Here is a 20,870-nt window from a genome sequence, read left to right as displayed (position 1 = left end):
ATCTAAAAATGGCACATAAAAAAGGAGCCGGTAGTTCACGAAACGGTAGAGAATCCGAAAGTAAGCGATTAGGCGTTAAAATTTACGGTGGACAAGCTGCCAAAGCTGGTAGTATTATTGTACGTCAAAGAGGAACAAAACACAATCCAGGCGAAAACATGGGCTGTGGTAAAGATCACACTTTATTCGCATTAGTTGCTGGTACAGTGGTATTCAAAAAGAAAAGAGACAACAAATCTTACGTTTCTATTCAACCTCTTGCTGAATAATTTATTTAGCATTTAAAATATTTAAATCTCCTCTCTTTATTTCATGTAAAGACAGGAGATTTTTTTTATTTTTACCACTTGTTAGTTAAAAGTCTCTAGGTGCTCATAACGAGTTCCATATGAATCAAGAATAATCATCTTCAATAGATATCACATGCTAAGTCTAAAATACTTACAGGAGAATAAAGAAGAAGCCATCAAGGCTTTAAGCATAAAAAATTTCGATGCCACTCAGATTATCGATCAGGTTATTGAGTTGGATGAAAAAAGAAAAACGACTCAAGCCAAGCTAGATGGCATTCAGGCTGAGATGAATAGCCTCTCAAAAGAGATTGGTATGCTATTTAAATCAGGTAAGGTTGAAGAAGCTAATTCTGCTAAAGCTAAAACAGGTGAGCTTAAGGAGTCCATTTCGGAATTAAATACGGTAATGAATACGGCTATTTCTGACTTGAACGACTTGCTTCTTAAAATTCCTAATATTCCTCATACATCAGTACCTGCAGGTAAGGGAGAGGATGAGAATGTGATTGAAAGAACAGAAGGTGAAATGCCAAATTTGTATGAAGGTGCAATACCTCATTGGGAATTGGCAAAGAAATATAACATCATCGATTTTGAACTAGGTAATAAAATCACTGGTGCAGGATTCCCTCTATACAGAGGTAAAGGCGCAATTTTCCAGAGAGCTTTAATCAACTTCTTCCTTGATGAGAATCGCAAGGCTGGCTACGAAGAGGTGATTCCTCCACTGTTGGTAAATGAAGCTTCTGGGTATGGTACTGGCCAACTCCCTGATAAGGATGGTCAAATGTATCATGCAACTGAGGACAATCTTTACTTGATTCCTACTGCTGAGGTTCCAGTAACAAACATCTATCGCGATGTCATTTTAAAAGCAGAAGATTTCCCTGTTAAAAACACAGCTTATTCAGCTTGTTTCCGTCGCGAGGCTGGTTCATATGGGAAAGATGTTCGTGGTTTGAATCGTCTACACCAATTTGACAAGGTCGAGATAGTTCAATTACAGCATCCTGACAAGTCATACCAAGCACTTGATGGCATGGTTGCTCACGTTGAAAACATCATCAAGAAATTGGAATTACCATACCGTTTACTTCGTTTATGTGGTGGTGATACCAGCTTTACTGCTGCTTTAACCTTCGATTTCGAAGTATTCTCTGCAGCTCAAGATAAATGGCTTGAAGTAAGTTCTGTATCCAACTTTGAATCGTATCAGGCTAATCGTTTGAAACTACGTTTTAAAGAAAAGAACGAAAAGAAAACCCAATTGGCTCATACTTTAAATGGTAGCGCATTGGCTTTACCAAGAATTGTAGCAGCTTTATTGGAGAACAATCAATGTGCTGAAGGTATCAGAATTCCTAAGGCTTTGGTTCCTTACACAGGATTCGATATGATTGACTAAATACAATTCAAGCAATTGAATTTGATATACCATTCAAAACCCGAGGGATTTCTCTCGGGTTTTTATATTTTTGATTAAGTAAGTTTCAACAACAAGTACTTTCAGTCACCTTATTTCTTTCATTTGAACAAGTATCTATTATATCTCCTGATTCTAAGTTTACTAATTCCTTCCTTGGTGTTTGCACAGGAAAGAAATAGTCAATTGGCTTATCGATACTTCCAAGATAAAGAATACGAAGCAGCCTCAGGTATTTTTAATGAACTGTATCAAACATCCAAATCGAAATCATACTTCACTTACTATATCACCTGCTTACTTAAACTTGAAAACTATACGAAAGCCGAAAAAGCTGTAAAAAAAGAAATTAGGACTTACCCTGATGACAAAGTTTTCCAGATAGAATTAGGATATATTTATAAAATTTCAGGAGAAGTTAATAAAGCCAATAAGCAGTATAACAAAACCATTGAAAACATTATTCCGAACAAAAGAGAATATATTACGGTTGCCAATGCCTTAAGAGGGAAAGGCGAACATGAGCTTGCAATAAAAACTTATGAACAAGGTCGTAAAATCTTAAAACAAGAACATTTGTTCCATTTTGAAATTGCCAATATTCTTATGTTCCAGCGCAATTTCACTCAAATGCTCGATGAATATATGATTGCCTTGTCGGTTACTCCTGAGATTCTTCAACAAATTCAGAATCAATTACAATCTGCACTATCTCAAGATATCAATTCTGACTTAAATCAAATTCTAAAAACAAAACTGATAAGCCAGGTTCAAAACAGCAAGAATAATATCGTCTTTAAAGAATTACTACTGTGGTATTACACCCAAAAAAAACAATTTGATTTAGCTTTTTCACTTGCTCAATCAATTGATCTCATTAAAAACAATGGTGGTGAAAAATTAAGTCTGCTTGCCAAAATTGCAATGGATAATAAAGATTATCTCATCGCTCAACAGTGCTACAAACTAATCATTGAAAAAGGAACCAAATCGAAGTACTACAATAACGCACTGATAGGGGAACTAGAAAGCATACACCTCTCTCTTGAATCAAATATTGAAACCAAATTGAAAGATTGGCAAGCTCTTTCTGAAGCTTACACCAGCTATTTTAAAAGCATAAAAGATATCAATCAGTCAATACACACATTGATTCGTTTTGCAAACCTAAGTGCTTTTAAATTGAAAGCAATTGGAAAGGCCACAAGTCTACTGAATACGGCTTTAGAGGGACGCAATGTCAAACAAAGCGATAAGGCAAATATCAAACTAGAACTAGCCGATATCACTTTACTCGACAATAAAAAATGGGATGCTATACTTCTCTATTCACAAATTGAACAAAAAAATAAAAACAACCCTATTGGATACGAAGCCAAACTTAAAAAAGCTAAAGTATCCTATTACCTAGGAGAGCTCGATTGGGCAAAAGCTCAATTAAATGTTTTAAAAGGAAGTACATCAAAGTTAATAGCCAATGATGCCTTAGACTTATCTCAGCTAATTTCTGACAACACGACTCTGGATTCTACCTATTCAGCAATGAAATATTTTGCAGAAGTTGACTTGCTTATTTTTCAGGATCAAGTAGACTCTGCGAAGATCATGCTAAATGGTTTCTTCAAAAGGTTTCCTGGACATAGCCTAAGCGACGAAGTACATTACAGAATTTATGAAATACATCATTCGCAGCAACACTATCAAGAGGCTATTAACGAATTAAACATCATTATTAAAGAACATCCATACGAAAATCTAGCAGCAAAAGCGCTCTATAAACAAGCCAAACTTTTTGAACTTCAAGATAGAATAAGTGAGAGTGGAATCAACTATAAAAAAATAATTGTAGATTACCCTGAGAGTATCTATTCCGTAGAGGCTCGAGAGCGTTACACAAATATCAGAAATTCAAATTCACAGTAAAACGTCAATTAATATCAGATTACATAACTCAATTCACAATGATTATTTACAACACTAGCTACATTCTGAACAGCGCAATTGAAAAGGATTTTTGCAAATGGATGAACGATAAATTCATTCCACTGGTCAAAGAAACGGGGACTTTCTCACAGCATTATTTCTGTAAAGTGATGGTCCAACAGGAAGATGGTAGCCAAACCTATTCTTTACAGCTATTCTTCAAAAATAAAGCCCAGCTTGATAAATATAATGAAGTTTTTGAACCAAGATGTAAAGCGATTTTTGCAGCTAAATATCAAACGAATATTCTGACTTTCTCATCAACTATGTTTGAGCAAGACGTCAATCACTAGAATATTGCAAAAGATCATACATCAATTCAAAACAAGAATTTTGAAGAAACAAACACAAGCCTATATTTTTGCTCTGACCGCAATCTTATCATGGTCTACCGTTGCCACCGCTTTTAAAATTGCCCTTATGGGGATGAACTATGTCCATCTATTGGCGATTTCATCTGTAGTTGCTATGATCTTTTTTACCATACTCCTCTTTTTTAAAGGAGATTTAAAATTAGCACTGAGATCGCCTAAATCAGAATTGATTCACTCTGCTCTACTAGGCTTTCTCAACCCTTTTCTTTACTATTTTATTCTACTTAAAGCCTATTCTTTATTATCGGCTCAATTAGCATTGAGTTTAAATTATATTTGGCCCATTACTCTTGTTCTACTCTCTATCCCACTTCTGAAACAGAGAATCGGTATAAAAAGTATTGCGTGCATTCTCCTAAGCTTTATAGGTGTTGTTATTATTGCCAACAAGGGTTCAATTACAAGTATAGAAACGCCCAACTCATTAGGTATCGCATTAGCTTTAGGCAGTTCAATTATTTGGGCTTTATTTTGGATTTTCAACACAAAAGATAGTCGTAAAGATCTTCAGAAGTTGTTCTTAAATTTTCTTTTTGGAACCATCTATAGCCTTATCGCTTTATTTGTTTTAGGTGAATTCAATTGGCCAGATTACAAAAGTCTTGGAGCTGCAATATACATTGGCCTAGTCGAATGTGGTATAGCCTATATATTTTGGCTGAGAGCAATGAAACTAACCACTAGCACAGATAAAATTGGAAATTTGGTCTTCCTAAGTCCATTCATTTCTCTATTCCTGATTCACCTTTTTATTGGTGAAACTATATATCTTAGCACTTGGGTAGGCCTAGCTATCATAGTAACAGGCATACTTCTTCAGAAAATAACCATTAAAAAACAAAAGGTTTGAGCAACGATAGAATTATAATGGGGATTGACCCAGGTACAAATTGCATGGGGTATGCCTTGCTTAAAGTCGTTGAAAAAAAACCTGTGATTTTAATTTCGGGAATCTTAGATCTAAAAAAACTTGGTGATCCCTATTTAAAACTTCAACGAATTTTCAAGCGGACTCTTCAGGTTATAGATGAATATCAACCTGATGAACTAGCTATCGAATCACAATTTTTTGGCAAAAATGTTCAATCCATGCTAAAACTTGGCCGTGCTCAAGGTGTTTGTATTGCAGCCGCTCTACAGAGAGATATTCCTATTTGCGAATATGCTCCTAAAAAAATAAAATTAGCAGTTACAGGAACAGGAACAGCCTCTAAAGAACAAATGGCAACCATAATGGAGCGCTACTTTAACATTCCTAACTTCCCCACTAGTTCTGACGAAACAGATGCAATCGCAATTGCTCTCTGTCATTTCTTTCAAGCTAATCCTCTTTTAAGTTCAAAAAAATCTAACTCTTGGTCTGATTTTATCAAGCAAAATCCCGACAGAGTTAAGTAAAATCGAAAATTTTAGCATAAAAATAGCCGCACATAGGCGGCTAAATATATTTAGATTCGAGTTGATTTCTCTATTTAAAATTTTCGCGAATTTTTGCTGCAACTTCTGATAATTCCTCCTGAGAAGGGCTCAATTTTGGATTTGCAAAATTCAAGTCGCCAATTGCGTTCAAAGGAACCAAATGAATATGTGTATGTGGCACTTCGAGACCAATAACCGCGACACCAATTCGCTTACATTTTATTGATTTTTCAACAGCTTTAGCCACACGTTTAGCAAAAAGATTCAATCCTGCTAAAACCTCATCTTCCAAATCAAAAATGTAATCAATTTCTGCCTTAGGAATGACCAGCGTATGTCCCATTGCCAATGGACTAATATCTAAAAAAGCAAAATACATATCGTCTTCTGCAATCTTATGGCAAGGAATCTCACCATTTACGATTTTTGTGAAAATAGTTGACATAGCTCTTATTTTTTATTTAACCCTTAAACAGATACAAATTACATCGATATATCGACAATTTCAAAAGGGATAACACCGTTTGGCACAGTTATTTCAACCACATCACCAATAACCTTACCAATTAAACCTTTAGCAATTGGGGTATTGATAGACAACTTACCTTGCTTAAAATCAGCCTCAGTTTCAGACACCAAAGTATAGGTCATAACAGCACCATTCTTTTGGTTCTTAATAGTTACTTTATTCAACATCTGCACTTTAGATATATCTATTTTACTCTCATCGATAACACGACTATTCGCCACAATCGTTCTTAATTGTGAAATTTTGGCTTCAAGTAATCCTTGAGCTTCTTTTGCAGCATCGTATTCAGCATTCTCCGACAAATCACCCTTATCAATAGCCTCACCAATTTGTCTGGAAATTTCAGGACGCTCAACAGTCTCCAAATGCTTTAATTCTGATTTTAACTTTTTTAACCCTTCTTCGGTTATGTATGAATATTTAGACATAAATCCTCCTATTATTTTTTTCTATCGTTTATTTGGTTTTCTCTTAATTTACCAATCCAATAGTATATTGCTTACTTGATATAAAAACAAAAAAGAATCCCTGCATTGCGGAACTCTTTCAGGTGCATCTATTTTTAAATTTAACACACCCTTTCTAAAATGAATTGACACTGATATAAAAGTACTAAAAAACTTACTTATATATACTTTCTATCCAATATTTCCTTGTAAATTATAGCTTGTCTCCAATCAAACTCTTCATTTTCTTCAATATCTTCCTCATCCTCTACGAACTTTTCGACGACAACTTCTTTAGAAGAGTTAAAACTCTTTGATTCAACTTTCATTTCAGAGCTTGGCAATTGGTCATCCTCTTCATCTACAAATTCGTCTTGTACAACATGGTAAGGATGTTCCGATTCTGGAGCAAAAGTATTTGCTCCCAATAAGCTATCAAATAGACTCTCAATGCTAGCTGGCATTTCATCTTCAGCCCTTTCTGCAGCACCCTCAAAATTTTCTACTGGTTTCTTCTTTTTCTTAAGAGCTCCTACTATAACAAACAAGGCCATTAAAATGAGATAGAGTATATTTCCCCAATTATCGTCCATACTTGAATTATTAATTCTTATTTTTAAGCCCGATCAATAAAGTCAACTTCCATGAAACCAAGCCAATCAAATTTACATTATTTTTTTCTATTCTTACTGACATTAGTTGGATTTTCTTCTTGTAGCAAGGATACCAATCTTGATAAAATTGTACCCTATGCCCATGTGGAATTTGAATATCTGGATAATGAAAATAAGCTTGGAGCAGTCGGGAACACAATATATTTGGATGAAAATGACATTATAACCTCATCCGCTGGGTATAAAAACCACGGGATCATTTTAGTTAAATTAAATGAAGGTTATGCTGCCTTTGATGCCACATGCACACATGATGTAGAATCACAAGAGCATGTAGAACTTGATGGTGTTTTTGCAGTCTGCCCTATTTGTGACAGTAAGTTCAACATTTTGCAAGGTGGTGAACCCTTTAATGGCTCAGTAGCTCGTTACAATTTAAAACAATACAAAACTTCTAGCAATGGAGCTAGTAGTCATGCAAAAATAAGAGTTTACAACTAAAAAGAGTAGTTAGTTGTTCTGCATACACTCCCAACAATTGCCTATACATACCCAGAAAACAGAAAACTAATTATAAAGAATATTCTAGAATAGGAATTTGAAGTAATTATTGAATAAACCACTTAGTTAAAAAACTAATCTTCACATACTAAAGATATAAAAATCAGAATACAAAGCAAATCGACAAAATCTTCTGTTTGCCATAATTTTTACAAAAACATCTTGCAGTCCATAGTAATATTGCATATTTTCAGTCGCTACTCAAAAAAAAATCTAACTGAAAACCTATGAAAAAATTATTATTACTAACTGTATTGGCTCTTCTTCTGGCTCCAATCAACAGTTTTGCCAGCGAAGCAGATCTGGTCGTGCCAAACTTGAAGCAATCTATCTTTAACGGACTTGGTGGAGTTAATGGATGGGACTTACTTCTTTATGGTATTGTCGTTATTGTTTTGGGCCTTTTATTCGGAATGGTACAATTCAATAAAATCAAGAAATTACCCGTACATCATTCTATGGCAAAAGTTTCAAACATCATTTATGAAACTTGTAAAACTTATTTATTACAGCAAGGTAAGTTCCTTATTATCTTGTTTGCCATTATTGGCGTTGCCATTTCGTATTATTTCCTTGCTTTGGCACACATGTCAGTTTCTAAAACCTTACTCATTCTACTTTGGACTGTACTGGGTATTTTAGGATCCTATGGCGTTGCTTGGTTTGGTATTCGTATAAACACGTATGCCAATAGTAGAACTTCATTTGCAGCCCTTAAAAAACGACCTTTCGATGTGATGTCAATTCCTTTGCAAGCAGGGATGAGTGTAGGCCTTCTCCTTATATGTGTAGAGTTAATCATGATGATTGCCATCCTTCTTTTTATCCCCGGAGAAAGTGCTGGAGCTTGTTTTATTGGTTTTGCGATTGGTGAATCTTTGGGTGCATCTGCCTTGAGAATTGCAGGTGGTATCTTTACAAAGATTGCTGATATTGGAGCAGACTTAATGAAGATTGTTTTCAAAATTGATGAAGATGATCCACGTAACCCAGGTGTTATTGCTGACTGTACGGGTGACAATGCTGGTGATAGCGTTGGACCTACCGCTGATGGTTTTGAGACTTATGGTGTAACCGGTGTTGCTCTTATCACGTTCATTATCCTAATGTTTGGTGAAACAGGAATCCTTCCTAATGTTGAATTTGCATCAACTCTAATTGTTTGGATTTTTGCCATGCGCGTCTTAATGATTTTCACTTCTGTTTTCTCCTATCTAATTAATCAAGCCATTGCAAAAATACGCTTTGCAAAAGAAGAGCGTTTTGATTTCGAATCACCTTTAACTTCTTTGGTCTGGATTACTTCTATTATTTCAATCATTGTAACTTATGCATTAAGCTACATTTTAATAAACGACTTACCAGAAGGCCTTTGGTGGAAATTATCCAGCATCATTTCCTGTGGAACATTGGCTGCTGCAATTATCCCTGAATTTACAAAGGCATTTACCAGCTCAAAATCGCGACACGTACAAGAAGTTGTTACAGCTTCACGTGAAGGTGGTGCTTCTCTGACAATCTTATCTGGAATGGTTGCTGGTAATTTCTCTGCATTCTGGAAAGGGATGGTTATGATGGCACTTATGGCAGTTGCATTTTACACGGTTCAAGATCTAAGTTTATTTGGCGAATATCCTGGTATTTTTGCCTTTGGTTTAGTTGCCTTTGGATTTCTGGGAATGGGACCTGTTACCATTGCGGTTGACAGTTATGGTCCAGTAACCGATAACGCTCAATCTGTATTTGAACTTTCTCAAATTGAAAAAATTCCTAATATTAAAGAAGAGATTAAGAAGGATTTTGGTTTTGAACCTAATTTTATAACTGGGAAGCATAATCTGGAAGAGAATGACTCGGCTGGTAATACATTTAAAGCGACTGCTAAGCCAGTATTAATCGGTACCGCTGTTATCGGTGCTACAACCATGATTTTTGCGATCATTCTTTTACTTAAGAAAACGATTCTTTCAAACGGAGAATCTTTATTACAAATTGAACTCACCGATCCTTCAGTTATTCTAGGTTTGATCACCGGTGGTGCCGTTATTTATTGGTTCTCGGGTGCATCTATGCAAGCTGTTACTACAGGAGCTTATCGAGCAGTAGAATACATTAAGAAGAATATCAACCTTGATAAGGTGGAAGCCGACATCGAAGACTCAAAGAATGTTGTGAAGATATGTACTCAATATGCCCAAACAGGTATGTGGAATATCTTTGCTGTCATCTTGAGTTTGACTTTGGCTTTTGCCTTCTTTAGTCCGAACTTTTTTGTTTCCTATCTGATTTCAATTGCAATTTTTGGTTTATTCCAGGCTATGTATATGGCCAATGCTGGTGGTGCATGGGACAATGCTAAGAAAGTTGTGGAAGTTGATTTAAAGGAGAAAAACACCCCACTTCACGATGCGACAATCATTGGAGATACCGTTGGTGATCCATACAAAGACACCTCTTCGGTAGCACTAAACCCTGTTATAAAATTTTCGACTCTTTTCGGATTATTGGCTGCAGAAATTGCCATTGAACTCATTGTTGAAGCCGACAAAACAGGAACAACTAATATCGCTCCTTATATTGGTGTCGTATTCTTAGCTATAGGTTTGTTCTTTGTATATCGCTCTTTCTACGGTATGAGAATTAAAACGGAATCTGAAACTATAATCAAAACAGAAAAATCTGCTTCTAAAAAATTAGAAACGAGTGATGCACTATAAACCATAGACGATCGTCTGAATTCAACACTTAAAACGAAAGCCGCTAGACATAAAGATCTAGCGGCTTTTATAATATAATATTTGGTTCTTTATTTAAAGAATTCCAATACGGTTTCCTTATCTTTCTCAAGCTGCTCTTTCAATGCATCAATCCCATTAAACATCTGCTCATTGCGAATACGCTTATAAAAATGAATACTAATATTCTTGTAGTAGATATTTTGGTCGAAGTCAAAAATATTCACCTCAATTGATCGATTATCCATTTGATGATTCACGGTAGGACGAAAACCAATATTCAACATGCCTGTGTACATCACATCCTCAATCTCAACCTTCACAGCATAAACTCCATCCTTTGGTACCAGCTTGTAACTTTCTTGAGGATCGATATTTGCTGTAGGGAAACCAATTTCATGACCGAGCTTTTTACCATCAACAACAATGCCTTTAATAAAATAGCGATAGCCTAAATACTTGTTTGTTGTTTCAATATCCCCTTCAGCAAGCGCTTGTCTTATCTTAGTAGAGCTGATATCTATAGTATCAACATTAAGAACTTCCAATTGCTCAATATTGAAATTGAGTTGATCTGCATAAACTTTTAGATCCTCGTAGGTTCCTTTTCGTTTGTGTCCAAATTTGTGATCGTAACCAACAACCAAAGACTTCATTCCTATCTGTCCAACTAATATTTTCTCTACAAAATCAGTATACGATAGTTTTGAAAACTCTTTTGTAAAGGGGTAAACAACTAAATGATCAACACCAGCAACTTCCAATAAAATTTTCTTCTCTTCTAAGGTATTAATCAGTCGAAGTTCATCCTGATGGGTATTCAAAACCAAGCGTGGATGTGGGTAGAATGTAAATATGACTGTTTCGCCATTAACATCTTTGGCCAATTCCTGGAGACGTTTAATCACTTTTTTGTGCCCTAGATGCACCCCATCGAAGGTACCAATAGTGACAACTGGGTTTAAGGCAGAAAAATTATTTAAGTCAGTATGAACCTTCATCAGTTAATTAAAAATTTAAGTCCCAATTTATAATGGGTACAAATTTAAGATTTTACTCGTCTAGGAATTTCGAATAACAAAAGTAGAAAAATTTATAGAAGTATAGCCCTCTTCATGTGATTAACAAGGCAAGAAGAAAAGGCTAAATAATCATAAAAAAATAAGTAAAGTTCAGAATACAATATTTTAAATAAACCGATTTCAATCCTTACGCAAAGCATTGCGGGATAAAACTTTAATCTTGGGTAGAGATTTATATTTGGGAATCATCACTTCCTGACTATCTTTGCCGAGTTTGTATTACAATTAAAACCATTTTAATGATCTCATCAGGAAATTCAGATGCGGGCTACCAAAGTCCCGCAAAGAAAATCGTATTAGGAGTGCAGTTTTTATTTGTTGCTTTTGGAGCAACAGTTCTCGTTCCTCTTCTAGTCGGTATTGACCCGGCAGTAGCACTATTCACAGCAGGAGTCGGCACCCTTATCTTTCATTTGATAACAAAGGGTATGGTTCCTGTTTTTTTAGGCAGTAGTTTTGCCTTTATTGCTCCTATTGTAGCAGCAACAGAGCTTTACGGATTTGCAGGGACTCTTTCGGGACTCATTGCTGTAGGTTTTGTATACGGAATTGTGTCAGGTATCATCAAAGTGTGGGGACTTCGAGTAATCGAAAAGATTTTTCCTGCTGTAGTTGTTGGACCCGTTATCATGATTATCGGATTATCCTTAGCTCCTGTGGCCGTAAATATGGCTAAAACCAATTGGACAATAGCCTCAGTCGTTCTACTTACTGCAATTTTAATTGTAGTGTATGCAAAGGGAATAATGAAACTCATTCCTATTTTCTGCGGAATTATTGTTGGATATATTCTTTCAATCGCATTGGGTGCTGTTGATTTTTCACCTATACAAGAAGCTTCATGGATTGCTTTACCAGAATTTGTAAGACCTGAATTTTCTTGGGGAGCTATTCTATATATGCTACCTGTTGCAGTTGCTCCGGTTATTGAACATGTTGGTGACATGTATGCAATTGGTGGGGTTGCCAATAAGGAATTTGTTAAGCAACCAGGTTTGCACCGTACAATATTAGGTGACGGTATTGCAACTGCTTTTGCAGGTTTCTTTGGAGGACCACCGAACACAACTTACTCAGAGGTTACAGGTGCTATAGCATTAACTAAAATCACGAATCCTGTTATTCTGAGAATTGCTGCTATTACTGCAATTTGTTTCTCAGTAATTGGAAAGGTAAGTGCTTTCTTAAAAACAATTCCACAGGCTGTTTTAGGGGGTATTATGCTTCTTCTTTTTGGTATGATTGCTAGTATTGGTATCAAAACTCTTATCGATGCCAAAGCTGATTTTAGCAAAACCAGAAATCAGGTTATTATCTCTATAATTCTAACTGTAGGTATTGGTGGTGCCCAAATTTCATATGGTACTTTTTCATTGGCAGGAATTGGTTTAGCTTCAGTAGTTGGTGTTATCCTAAACCTGATTTTACCAGACAAATCAAGAGCTATAAAAGGCAGTAAAGTCAAAGCTGCTCCAGTTTCGATTCCTACTAAGTAATCGAATATGAATAATTTAGATAAAATAAAAAGGGAGTGCATGATGCACTCCCTTTTCATTTTCTAAAACATCAACTTAATTAACAGCCTCACCAGTCAATTCCTGTTCTTTCACAAACTTATTGATGATATGAGACAGTTTTGGATAACCAATTTCTTCCAAATCATAATAAACACGAGTCGTAGGCTTCTTAATATTAATGATTCGATTCAGGTCGATTGGTGTTCCAATAATCACAGAATCACAATCGCAGCCATTTATTGTAGCCTCCAGGTCTTTCAATTGCTGATCGGAATACCCCATAGCAGGAAGAATACTACCAATATTTGGATAAATATCGAAAGTTTCCTTAAGCTTACCCACTAGGTATGGACGTGCATCGACTTCCTCACATGCACCAAACTTCCGAGCGGCTACTGTTCCAGCACCAATCTTCATTTCACCATGAGTTAAAGTTGGTCCATCTTCAACAATCAGGACACGTTTTCCCTTTATTATTCCTGGATTATCAACCAATATAGGAGAAGCACCATCAACAACAATGGCTTTAGGATTAACTTTTGCAATACTTTCACGAACAGTTTGTATTCCTTCTGGCGATGCAGAATCCATCTTATTGATGACAACAACATCTGCTAGACGTAAATTCACTTCACCTGGATAGTATGACAATTCAGCTCCAGGTCGGTGTGGATCGGCGACCGTAATAGTCAAGTCAGGCTTGTAAAACGAAAAGTCATTATTTCCACCATCCCAAAGAATGACGTCACAACCAGATGGATCATTTTCAGCAGCTCGAATAATCGCTTCGTAATCAACACCTGCATAAATAATGTTTCCACGACTTACGTGAGGTTCATATTCTTCCATCTCCTCAATGGTACAATTATGCTTCTTTAAATCCGCAACCGTTGCAAAACGCTGAACTTTTTGAGCAACCAAATCGCCATAAGGCATAGGATGGCGAATTGCAATCACTCTTAAACCTTTGGCCATCAATTCCTCAATAACCTTACGTGAAGTTTGTGATTTTCCACACCCCGTACGAGTAGCAACAACAGCAATAACAGGCTTATGACTTCTAATCATGGTATCAGAAGGACCTAGCAATTTAAAATTAGCTCCAGCCGCATTAACAATCGCACTCATATTCATCACTTTCTGATAAGAAACGTCAGAATAAGAAAATACACAATCATCAATTCCATGCACTTTTATTAATTGAGTTAATTCCTCTTCGGCAAAAATTGGAATACCTTCCGGATAAAGACCACCCGCTAATTCTGCAGGATATTTACGCCCGTCAATATCGGGAATTTGTGCAGCAGTAAAAGCGACAACTTTATAATCCTGATTGTTTCTGAAATAGGTGTTGAAATTGTGAAAATCACGACCTGCAGCACCAATGATAATTACCTTTTTAATTGCCATGTTAAACCTCCGTGTTTTAAAAGTTAATACTCATAATATTTTCAACATTAAACAGAACAATATGTTCTATCCCCTTAAATTTATACTTTTAAATGAAAAAGACGAAATTTAAATTCCTCAGCTAAAGACTGTTACTTAACATTAATAAAAGACTTGACTTTTAATTCAAAATTCGATATTTTATATCATCTCGATATTTTGAGGAAACTCATACAATAAATGAATTGAAGGGCTATCAAACTTTCATCCGAAAGCTTATCTTCATAAGAAATTAAAAACAGTTTCATGAATTTCTTAGCACACCTCTTCCTTTCTGGCGAATCTGAAAAAATAATGGTTGGTAACTTTATGGCTGATTATGTGAAAGGCAGAAAGCATGAAAACTACAAAGTTGAAATTCAGCATGGTATTCTGCTACATCGATCCATTGATTCTTATACCGACACACATCCTATTGTTAGCCAAAGTGGACAATACTTTAGAGAGGTTTACAGGAAATATTCAAGTGTTATTACAGATCTAATTTACGATCATTTTCTTGCGAAAAATTGGGAGATGTATCACACACAGCCTTTACCCCTATTTGTATCCAGATGCCATGAAGTTTTGGTGAAAAACTATTTAGTCCTTCCCAGACAAGTGAAGATGTTTCTACCCTTTCTTATTAAAAGTAGAAGATTGGAGACCTATGCAGAAATTGAAGGTCTGAGAACGGCTCTAAATATCATGGTTCGATATACCAGTTTGCCAGAAAAGACAGACTTAGCTATAGATATTCTATTGGAAAATTACGATGCTCTTGAAAGTGAATTCCATTCTTTTATGAAAGACTTAATTGCTTATATCGTAAACGAAAAGGAAATTGAACTAAAACATCTGGTGAAAAAAGCTTAGGATATTTTCAGGTCACGAATCATTATTTGAGTTTCGACCTTACCCATATATTCATTTTCCTGTAAAGAATAACAAATATTGAAAGGTGTGCCCTTTGAAATCTTAGGGTACATTTTACCCATTTGAAATCCAATACCACTCACAACATTGGCATCTCGAATATCATCTACTACAGACAACTTCAAATGCTCCTTATTCTTACCAACCTGACGCGAATAGCCATAATCAACAACGTCTTCACTAATAAAAACAGGTGTCATGTTCTTGGGACCAAATGGCTCAAATTGTTTTAACAGACGGTAAAACTTAGGGGTAATATCTGAAAGCTTGATTTTGGCATCAATTTTAATTTGAGGAACCAACATGTCATCAGAAATATTGTTTTGAACATACTCTTCGAATCGCTGTTGAAATTCCTTGACGTTTGCAAGTTTCATAGTGAGACCAGCAGCATACTTGTGTCCACCAAAATTCTCAAGCAGATCACTACATGCTGATACAGCTTGATACAAATCAAAACCAACAACCGAGCGTGCAGATCCTGTTGCCATCCCATTAGATTCTGTTAAAATAACAGTCGGACGATAATAGGTTTCAATCATTCTCGATGCAACAATACCAATGACGCCTTTATGCCAATTTCTATCAAAAAGAACGGTACTTTTTTTCGATTCGGTTTTCTCAGCTTTATTCAGCCGTTCCAAAGCCTCATCGGTAATCGTATGATCCAGTTCTTTACGATCTTCGTTCATGATGTTGATGCTATCGCCAATCAATACAGCAGCATCTTCTTCTTCAACAATTAAAAGTTGAACCGCATGACGCCCCGATTGAATACGACCAGCAGCATTAATTCTCGGGCCAACTTTAAAGACAATATCATTTACAGATAGATCCTTGGTTACACCAGCTAAATTCATGATGGTTTTAAGACCTAATCGAGGATATTGATTCAACTGAATCAAACCAAAATGTGCCAATACACGATTCTCCCCAACAATAGGAACGATATCCGAAGCCACACTTACAGCAACTAAATCAAGTAACGGGATTAGATTTTCAAAGGGCCAGTTAAGCTGTTGACTCAAGCCTTGCATTAACTTAAAACCAACACCACAACCAGAAAGGCAATCACAGGGGTATTCACAATCGACACGTTTAGGATCAAGAACAGCTACCGCTTCAGGTAAAACCTCATCAGGGGTATGATGGTCACAGACAATAAAATCAACGCCCTTTGCTTTAGCGTAAGCAATCTTCTGCATGGCTTTAATACCACAGTCCAATGCTATTACCAAACTCACTTTACTTTCAGCTGCGAAATCTATTCCTTTCAAAGAAATCCCATAGCCTTCAGAATAACGATCTGGAATGTAATAATCTATATAATCGAAATGTTTTTTTAGGAAGGTATAAACTAAAGCTACAGATGTTGTTCCATCGACATCATAATCTCCATAAATCATGATTCGTTCCTGATTGTTTAAGGCTGTCACCAATCTGGTCACAGCCTTATCCATATCTTTCATTAAAAACGGATCATGCAAATCGTCGAGACTTGGTCGGAAAAATGCTTTTGCTTCGTCAAAAGTTCGGATTCCTCTTTGCACTAGCAAATTTGCAACAACTTCATCGACCCCTAATGACTTAGAAAGCGACTCAATCGTTTCCTCATCTCCCGGCTCATTGATTACCCATCTTTTATCCATAATTCGATCTTTAGATCGGGAAATTAGTCATTTTTAAACGTCATATCAAACAAGTCAGCAATATGATTTTTCAAATTATGTTTTACTTCCTCGATATCAAGCTCTTTACCCAGTTCTTTTTTTAAAGAGGTAACTCCTTTGTCCTGAAAACCACATGGATTTATATATCCAAAGTAGTCCAAATCGGTATTCACATTAAAAGCAAAACCGTGCATACTAACCCATCGGCTTACCCGAACACCTATGGCACAGATCTTTCTGACACTAGGCTTATCAATATCCAACCAAACTCCCGTAGCACCTTCAAGTCGATGACCTTCTAATCCATAATCAGCAATGCAATTGATCACAGCCTGTTCAAGATTATCGATATAGTTTTTGATTCCCATATCGTAAGTTTCTAAATTTAGAATAGGATAACCAACTATTTGACCTGGTCCATGATAAGTAATGTCCCCACCTCTATTAATTTTATGAAAAGTAGCATTCTTAGCTTGTAATTGAATCATATCAAGCAGCATATTCTGCTCTTTACCACTTTTACCGATGGTATACACATGAGGGTGTTCACAGAATAAAAGATAATTATTGCTAAGTTTCTTTTCTTCTGCAGGCAAATCAGCATTAGCCTGCTTCGATTTTAAAACCTCATCGAATAATTCCTCCTGATAATCCCAAGCTTCTTTATAATCTATTGATGACAGATCACGAAATATGGTTGCTTTACTCATCTCAAAAAATGTATTTTGTGTTTGAATCAATCTAAAAACTAAGCTTTGTTTTTCACCAAATCTTTAAGATCCAGAGCTTTTACATGACGCTCTGCATGATATGATGATCTCACTAGAGGAGTACTCTCACAAAAAGTAAAGCCTTTCTCCAATCCTATGGTTTCATATTTCTTGAAGGTTTCAGGCGTGATATATTCTTCAACGGCTAAATGCTGACGCGATGGTTGTAAATATTGCCCGATAGTCATCACCTTAACACCAATAGCCAATAAATCATCCATTACCTGATAAATCTCCTCCTCAGTTTCACCCAAGCCAAGCATAATACCCGATTTAGCAACAATGCCTGCATCTGCAATTTGCTTTAATACCTGCAAACTCAAATCGTATTTAGCACGACTACGAACCTCTGGAGTCAATCGACGTACTGTTTCAAGATTATGAGAAATCACCTCTGGTTTTTCATCAATTACTCTCTGAATATCTTCCTGCTTGCCATTAAAGTCTGGAATCAAAACTTCCAGGGTTGTCGTTGGGTTGTCTTTTCTAATAGCTTTAATAGTCTCAGCCCAAATGCCCGATCCTCCATCCTCAAGATCATCACGATCTACAGAAGTAATAACAGCATGCTTTAGCTTCATCAACTTAATTGACTTAGCCAAACGACGAGGTTCTTTCCAATCAGCTTCAAGTGGCTTTCCTGTTTTTACATTACAGAATTTACAAGCTCTGGTACAGATATTTCCCAGAATCATGAAAGTTGCGGTACCATTCCCCCAGCATTCTCCAACATTTGGACATTTTCCACTAGAACAAATCGTATGTAAACCATGATCGCGAACTATTCCGTTCACATATGAGTAATCATCACCCTTTGGCAATTGTATTTTCAACCAATCTGGTTTTCTCTTCATCTTCATTTTTTCAATATTTACTTCATTCACTTTTGGAACGAATCATTGATCTGTTAAGAACAATATCTCTTAATCTTTCTATAAAAGAAGCTTAATCTAACCCCTTACATTAATTGTTTCAAAACTCAATCCCAACAACTTAGTCAGAATCACAGATTGAATGCAAATTTATATTTTTGAGTCTAAAGAAAGACTGTAATTCAAAAAAAATATCAACTATCCTTCAACAGATAAAAAAAACTTTATTTTTAAAGATTCTAAATACTGTCTAATTTTCGGCAATAATAAGAAATAAATCGCTGATTTCCTCTTAACTAAAGCAGTTGCTCTTAATATTTTGCACATATTATTATATCTTTGCATCCAAATTAACATTATTAGATTAGAGATGAATACGTTAGAACTTAGTGAGCAAGAAGTTATTAGAAGAAATTCCCTGAAAGAACTTCAGGCTTTAGGAATTGATCCATTCCCTGCTGCCGAGTACAAGGTAAACGTGTATAGCGACGAAATTCTTGAGAATTTCGATCCTGAGGCGAATAATTATCAGGAAGTAATCCTTGCAGGTAGAATCATGAGCCGCCGTATTATGGGAAAGGCTTCTTTTATTGAACTTCAAGATGCAAATGGTCGAATTCAGGTTTATATTAGCCGTGACGACATTTGCCCAGATGAGGATAAAACTCTTTACAACACCGTTTTCAAAAAACTTTTGGATATTGGTGACTTCGTAGGGATTAAGGGATACGTATTTAAAACTAAGGTGGGCGAAACGTCTGTCCACACCTCTGAACTAACTGTTCTTGCTAAATCTGTTCGTCCACTTCCTATCGTAAAGGAAAAAGACGGAAAAATATACGATGCTTTTACTGATCCTGAGTTACGTTACCGTCAGCGCTACGTTGATTTGGTTGTTAACCCAAAGGTAAAAGATACTTTTATTAAGCGTTCTCAAATTATCAACTCAATGCGTGAGCTATTCAATAGCAAAGGCTATTTAGAGGTTGAGACGCCAATTCTACAAGCGATTCCTGGTGGAGCTTCTGCTCGTCCATTCGAAACTCATCACAATGCATTGGATATTCCTTTATATATGCGTATTGCCAACGAGCTTTATCTAAAGCGTCTGATCGTAGGTGGTTTTGATGGTGTTTACGAGTTTGCAAAAGACTTCCGTAACGAAGGAATGGACCGTACTCATAATCCAGAATTTACTGTAATGGAAATTTATGTAGCCTATAAAGACTACAACTGGATGATGGATTTTACTGAGGAGATGATTGAGAAAGTTGCTCTTGACCTTCACGGTAAAACCAAACTTGGACTAGGAGATAAAGAAATTGACTTTAAACGTCCTTTCAAACGTATCTCAATGACTGATTCTATCAAACACTTTACTGGGTTTGATATTACTGGCAAGTCGGTTGAAGAATTACGTGGATTTTGTAAAGAATTGAATATCGAAGTTGATGAAACTTTTGGTAAAGGCAAATTGATCGATGAGATTTTTGGTGAGAAATGTGAAGGAAACTACATTCAACCAACTTTCATTACTGACTACCCTGTTGAGATGTCGCCATTGTGTAAAAAACATCGCGATAATCCTGAATTGACCGAACGTTTCGAGTTGATGGTTAATGGTAAAGAAGTATGTAATGCATACTCTGAGCTTAACGATCCGATCGATCAATTAGAGCGTTTCCAGGAACAACTAAAATTAGGTGCTCTAGGAGATGACGAAGCGATGTTCATCGATATGGACTTTGTTCGTGCGCTTGAATACGGTATGCCTCCTACATCAGGTATGGGTATTGGTATCGACCGATTAACCATGTTGATGACAGATTCTCATTCTATTCAAGATGTCTTGTTCTTCCCACAGATGCGACCAGAAAAGAAGGCTGTTGTTGATGGTGATGAAAAATTCATGGACTTAGGTATTTCTAAGGAATGGGTTGAAGTAATCCGCAAAGGCGGATACCAAACGCTTGCTGCTATTAGAGAGGTTAAAGCGTCTAAGTTCCACCAAGAAATTTGTGGAATCAACAAGAAAAATAAGATGGGATTGACTAACCCAAGCCAAGAAGAAGTAGCTGGCTGGTTAGCTTAATTTTTCATTCACATAAGACTAAAACTTTGGAGCTTGAATAAGTTCAGGCTCCACGGTTTTAATCATCCAATGAATTAAAATTGTTCTAAGAAAGAACAATCAGATTTCTTCAAGGTCATTCTATAA

The 20,870-nt window shown here is 36.2% G+C and carries 19 protein-coding genes; 11 read left to right on the top strand and 8 right to left on the bottom strand.

What is annotated here, in order from left to right; translation table 11 throughout:
• Positions 1 to 8: 8 nt before the first annotated feature.
• The 6 genes from rpmA (at position 9) to ruvC (ending at position 5,471) form a co-directional block, all read left to right on the top strand.
• The gene (gene rpmA, locus DWB61_RS02230) at positions 9 to 269 is read left to right on the top strand and encodes a 50S ribosomal protein L27 (RefSeq protein WP_125029259.1); all 261 of its coding nucleotides are present in this window, start codon (positions 9 to 11) and stop codon (positions 267 to 269) included.
• Positions 270 to 423: 154 nt separating this feature from the next.
• Entirely contained in the window at positions 424 to 1,698 is a 1,275-nt protein-coding gene (gene serS, locus DWB61_RS02225; protein ID WP_125029258.1) for a serine--tRNA ligase, read from the top strand.
• A 123-nt stretch (positions 1,699 to 1,821) separates the two neighbouring features.
• A complete protein-coding gene (locus DWB61_RS02220; RefSeq protein ID WP_125029257.1) occupies positions 1,822 to 3,639 on the top strand; it encodes a tetratricopeptide repeat protein in 1,818 nt (605 codons plus the stop codon).
• A gap of 38 nt (positions 3,640 to 3,677) precedes the next feature.
• Positions 3,678 to 3,992: a DUF4286 family protein gene (locus tag DWB61_RS02215; protein WP_125029256.1), complete on the top strand. Its 315-nt coding sequence runs from the start codon at positions 3,678 to 3,680 to the stop codon at positions 3,990 to 3,992.
• A gap of 40 nt (positions 3,993 to 4,032) precedes the next feature.
• A complete protein-coding gene (locus DWB61_RS02210; RefSeq protein WP_158614347.1) occupies positions 4,033 to 4,923 on the top strand; it encodes a DMT family transporter in 891 nt (296 codons plus the stop codon).
• The gene (gene ruvC / locus DWB61_RS02205; RefSeq protein WP_225423343.1) at positions 4,920 to 5,471 is read left to right on the top strand and encodes a crossover junction endodeoxyribonuclease RuvC; all 552 of its coding nucleotides are present in this window, start codon (positions 4,920 to 4,922) and stop codon (positions 5,469 to 5,471) included. Before DWB61_RS02210 ends, ruvC begins: the two co-directional genes overlap by 4 nt.
• Positions 5,472 to 5,541: 70 nt before the next feature.
• Here ruvC and DWB61_RS02200 read toward each other — a convergent pair whose 3' ends face one another.
• From DWB61_RS02200 to DWB61_RS02190, 3 genes are all read right to left on the bottom strand, one after another.
• Positions 5,542 to 5,937 carry an HIT family protein gene (locus tag DWB61_RS02200; RefSeq protein ID WP_125029254.1) on the bottom strand — a complete coding sequence of 132 codons (396 nt, stop codon included), beginning with the start codon at positions 5,935 to 5,937 and terminating at the stop codon, positions 5,542 to 5,544.
• Between the two features lie 38 nt (positions 5,938 to 5,975).
• Complete coding sequence (greA, locus tag DWB61_RS02195) at positions 5,976 to 6,449, bottom strand: transcription elongation factor GreA (RefSeq protein WP_125029253.1); 474 nt, start codon at positions 6,447 to 6,449, stop codon at positions 5,976 to 5,978.
• Between the two features lie 197 nt (positions 6,450 to 6,646).
• Positions 6,647 to 7,060, bottom strand: coding sequence for a hypothetical protein (locus tag DWB61_RS02190; protein WP_125029252.1), 414 nt, complete (start codon positions 7,058 to 7,060; stop codon positions 6,647 to 6,649).
• Positions 7,061 to 7,111: 51 nt separating this feature from the next.
• On the opposite strand from DWB61_RS02190, the gene DWB61_RS02185 reads away from it, so the two are divergent.
• Together DWB61_RS02185 and DWB61_RS02180 are read left to right on the top strand one after the other, a co-directional pair.
• Complete coding sequence (locus DWB61_RS02185; RefSeq protein ID WP_125029251.1) at positions 7,112 to 7,582, top strand: Rieske (2Fe-2S) protein; 471 nt, start codon at positions 7,112 to 7,114, stop codon at positions 7,580 to 7,582.
• Between the two features lie 287 nt (positions 7,583 to 7,869).
• Complete coding sequence (locus DWB61_RS02180; RefSeq protein ID WP_125029250.1) at positions 7,870 to 10,359, top strand: sodium-translocating pyrophosphatase; 2,490 nt, start codon at positions 7,870 to 7,872, stop codon at positions 10,357 to 10,359.
• An 89-nt stretch (positions 10,360 to 10,448) separates the two neighbouring features.
• On the opposite strand, the gene DWB61_RS02175 is transcribed toward DWB61_RS02180, so the two are convergent.
• Complete coding sequence (locus DWB61_RS02175) at positions 10,449 to 11,378, bottom strand: bifunctional riboflavin kinase/FAD synthetase (RefSeq protein WP_125029249.1); 930 nt, start codon at positions 11,376 to 11,378, stop codon at positions 10,449 to 10,451.
• Positions 11,379 to 11,698: 320 nt separating this feature from the next.
• On the opposite strand from DWB61_RS02175, the gene DWB61_RS02170 reads away from it, so the two are divergent.
• On the top strand, positions 11,699 to 12,955 hold the full coding sequence (locus DWB61_RS02170; protein ID WP_125029248.1) for a uracil-xanthine permease family protein: 1,257 nt from the start codon (positions 11,699 to 11,701) through the stop codon (positions 12,953 to 12,955).
• Between the two features lie 75 nt (positions 12,956 to 13,030).
• Here DWB61_RS02170 and DWB61_RS02165 read toward each other — a convergent pair whose 3' ends face one another.
• Positions 13,031 to 14,386 (bottom strand): cyclic 2,3-diphosphoglycerate synthase, encoded by a 1,356-nt coding sequence (locus DWB61_RS02165; RefSeq protein WP_125029247.1) that lies wholly within the window; start codon positions 14,384 to 14,386, stop codon positions 13,031 to 13,033.
• Between the two features lie 285 nt (positions 14,387 to 14,671).
• Here DWB61_RS02165 and DWB61_RS02160 point away from each other — a divergent pair, with 285 nt between their 5' ends.
• Positions 14,672 to 15,280 carry an acyl carrier protein phosphodiesterase gene (locus DWB61_RS02160; protein ID WP_125029246.1) on the top strand — a complete coding sequence of 203 codons (609 nt, stop codon included), beginning with the start codon at positions 14,672 to 14,674 and terminating at the stop codon, positions 15,278 to 15,280.
• On the opposite strand, the gene recJ is transcribed toward DWB61_RS02160, so the two are convergent.
• Genes recJ through lipA form a run of 3 tightly spaced genes read right to left on the bottom strand, consistent with a single transcriptional unit; the run spans position 15,277 to position 18,664 of the window.
• Positions 15,277 to 16,989, bottom strand: coding sequence for a single-stranded-DNA-specific exonuclease RecJ (gene recJ, locus DWB61_RS02155; protein WP_125029245.1), 1,713 nt, complete (start codon positions 16,987 to 16,989; stop codon positions 15,277 to 15,279). The genes DWB61_RS02160 and recJ overlap by 4 nt on opposite strands.
• Before the next feature lie 23 nt (positions 16,990 to 17,012).
• A complete protein-coding gene (lipB, locus tag DWB61_RS02150; protein ID WP_125029244.1) occupies positions 17,013 to 17,720 on the bottom strand; it encodes a lipoyl(octanoyl) transferase LipB in 708 nt (235 codons plus the stop codon).
• A gap of 38 nt (positions 17,721 to 17,758) precedes the next feature.
• Positions 17,759 to 18,664, bottom strand: a complete 906-nt coding sequence (gene lipA, locus DWB61_RS02145; RefSeq protein ID WP_125029243.1) for a lipoyl synthase — start codon at positions 18,662 to 18,664, stop codon at positions 17,759 to 17,761.
• A 358-nt stretch (positions 18,665 to 19,022) separates the two neighbouring features.
• Here lipA and lysS point away from each other — a divergent pair, with 358 nt between their 5' ends.
• On the top strand, positions 19,023 to 20,744 hold the full coding sequence (lysS, locus tag DWB61_RS02140; protein WP_125029242.1) for a lysine--tRNA ligase: 1,722 nt from the start codon (positions 19,023 to 19,025) through the stop codon (positions 20,742 to 20,744).
• Positions 20,745 to 20,870 lie beyond the last annotated feature (126 nt).

It is taken from the genome of Ancylomarina euxina, assembly GCF_003863355.1.
Lineage (GTDB): Bacteria > Bacteroidota > Bacteroidia > Bacteroidales > Marinifilaceae > Ancylomarina > Ancylomarina euxinus.
This window is presented reverse-complemented; position numbering and strand designations above follow the sequence as displayed.

Excerpts from the sequence above, each read along its gene's own strand:
- DWB61_RS02160 (WP_125029246.1), top strand. The coding sequence starts at position 14,672 with ATGAATTTCTTAGCACACCTCTTCCTTTCTGGCGAATCTGAAAAAATA.
- serS (WP_125029258.1), top strand. The coding sequence starts at position 424 with ATGCTAAGTCTAAAATACTTACAGGAGAATAAAGAAGAAGCCATCAAG.
- DWB61_RS02175 (WP_125029249.1), bottom strand. The coding sequence starts at position 11,378 with ATGAAGGTTCATACTGACTTAAATAATTTTTCTGCCTTAAACCCAGTT.
- rpmA (WP_125029259.1), top strand. The coding sequence starts at position 9 with ATGGCACATAAAAAAGGAGCCGGTAGTTCACGAAACGGTAGAGAATCC.
- greA (WP_125029253.1), bottom strand. The coding sequence starts at position 6,449 with ATGTCTAAATATTCATACATAACCGAAGAAGGGTTAAAAAAGTTAAAA.
- DWB61_RS02215 (WP_125029256.1), top strand. The coding sequence starts at position 3,678 with ATGATTATTTACAACACTAGCTACATTCTGAACAGCGCAATTGAAAAG.
- recJ (WP_125029245.1), bottom strand. The coding sequence starts at position 16,989 with ATGGATAAAAGATGGGTAATCAATGAGCCGGGAGATGAGGAAACGATT.
- DWB61_RS02200 (WP_125029254.1), bottom strand. The coding sequence starts at position 5,937 with ATGTCAACTATTTTCACAAAAATCGTAAATGGTGAGATTCCTTGCCAT.
- DWB61_RS02185 (WP_125029251.1), top strand. The coding sequence starts at position 7,112 with ATGAAACCAAGCCAATCAAATTTACATTATTTTTTTCTATTCTTACTG.
- lipB (WP_125029244.1), bottom strand. The coding sequence starts at position 17,720 with ATGAGTAAAGCAACCATATTTCGTGATCTGTCATCAATAGATTATAAA.
- DWB61_RS02165 (WP_125029247.1), bottom strand. The coding sequence starts at position 14,386 with ATGGCAATTAAAAAGGTAATTATCATTGGTGCTGCAGGTCGTGATTTT.
- lysS (WP_125029242.1), top strand. The coding sequence starts at position 19,023 with ATGAATACGTTAGAACTTAGTGAGCAAGAAGTTATTAGAAGAAATTCC.
- DWB61_RS02180 (WP_125029250.1), top strand. The coding sequence starts at position 7,870 with ATGAAAAAATTATTATTACTAACTGTATTGGCTCTTCTTCTGGCTCCA.
- DWB61_RS02190 (WP_125029252.1), bottom strand. The coding sequence starts at position 7,060 with ATGGACGATAATTGGGGAAATATACTCTATCTCATTTTAATGGCCTTG.
- DWB61_RS02170 (WP_125029248.1), top strand. The coding sequence starts at position 11,699 with ATGATCTCATCAGGAAATTCAGATGCGGGCTACCAAAGTCCCGCAAAG.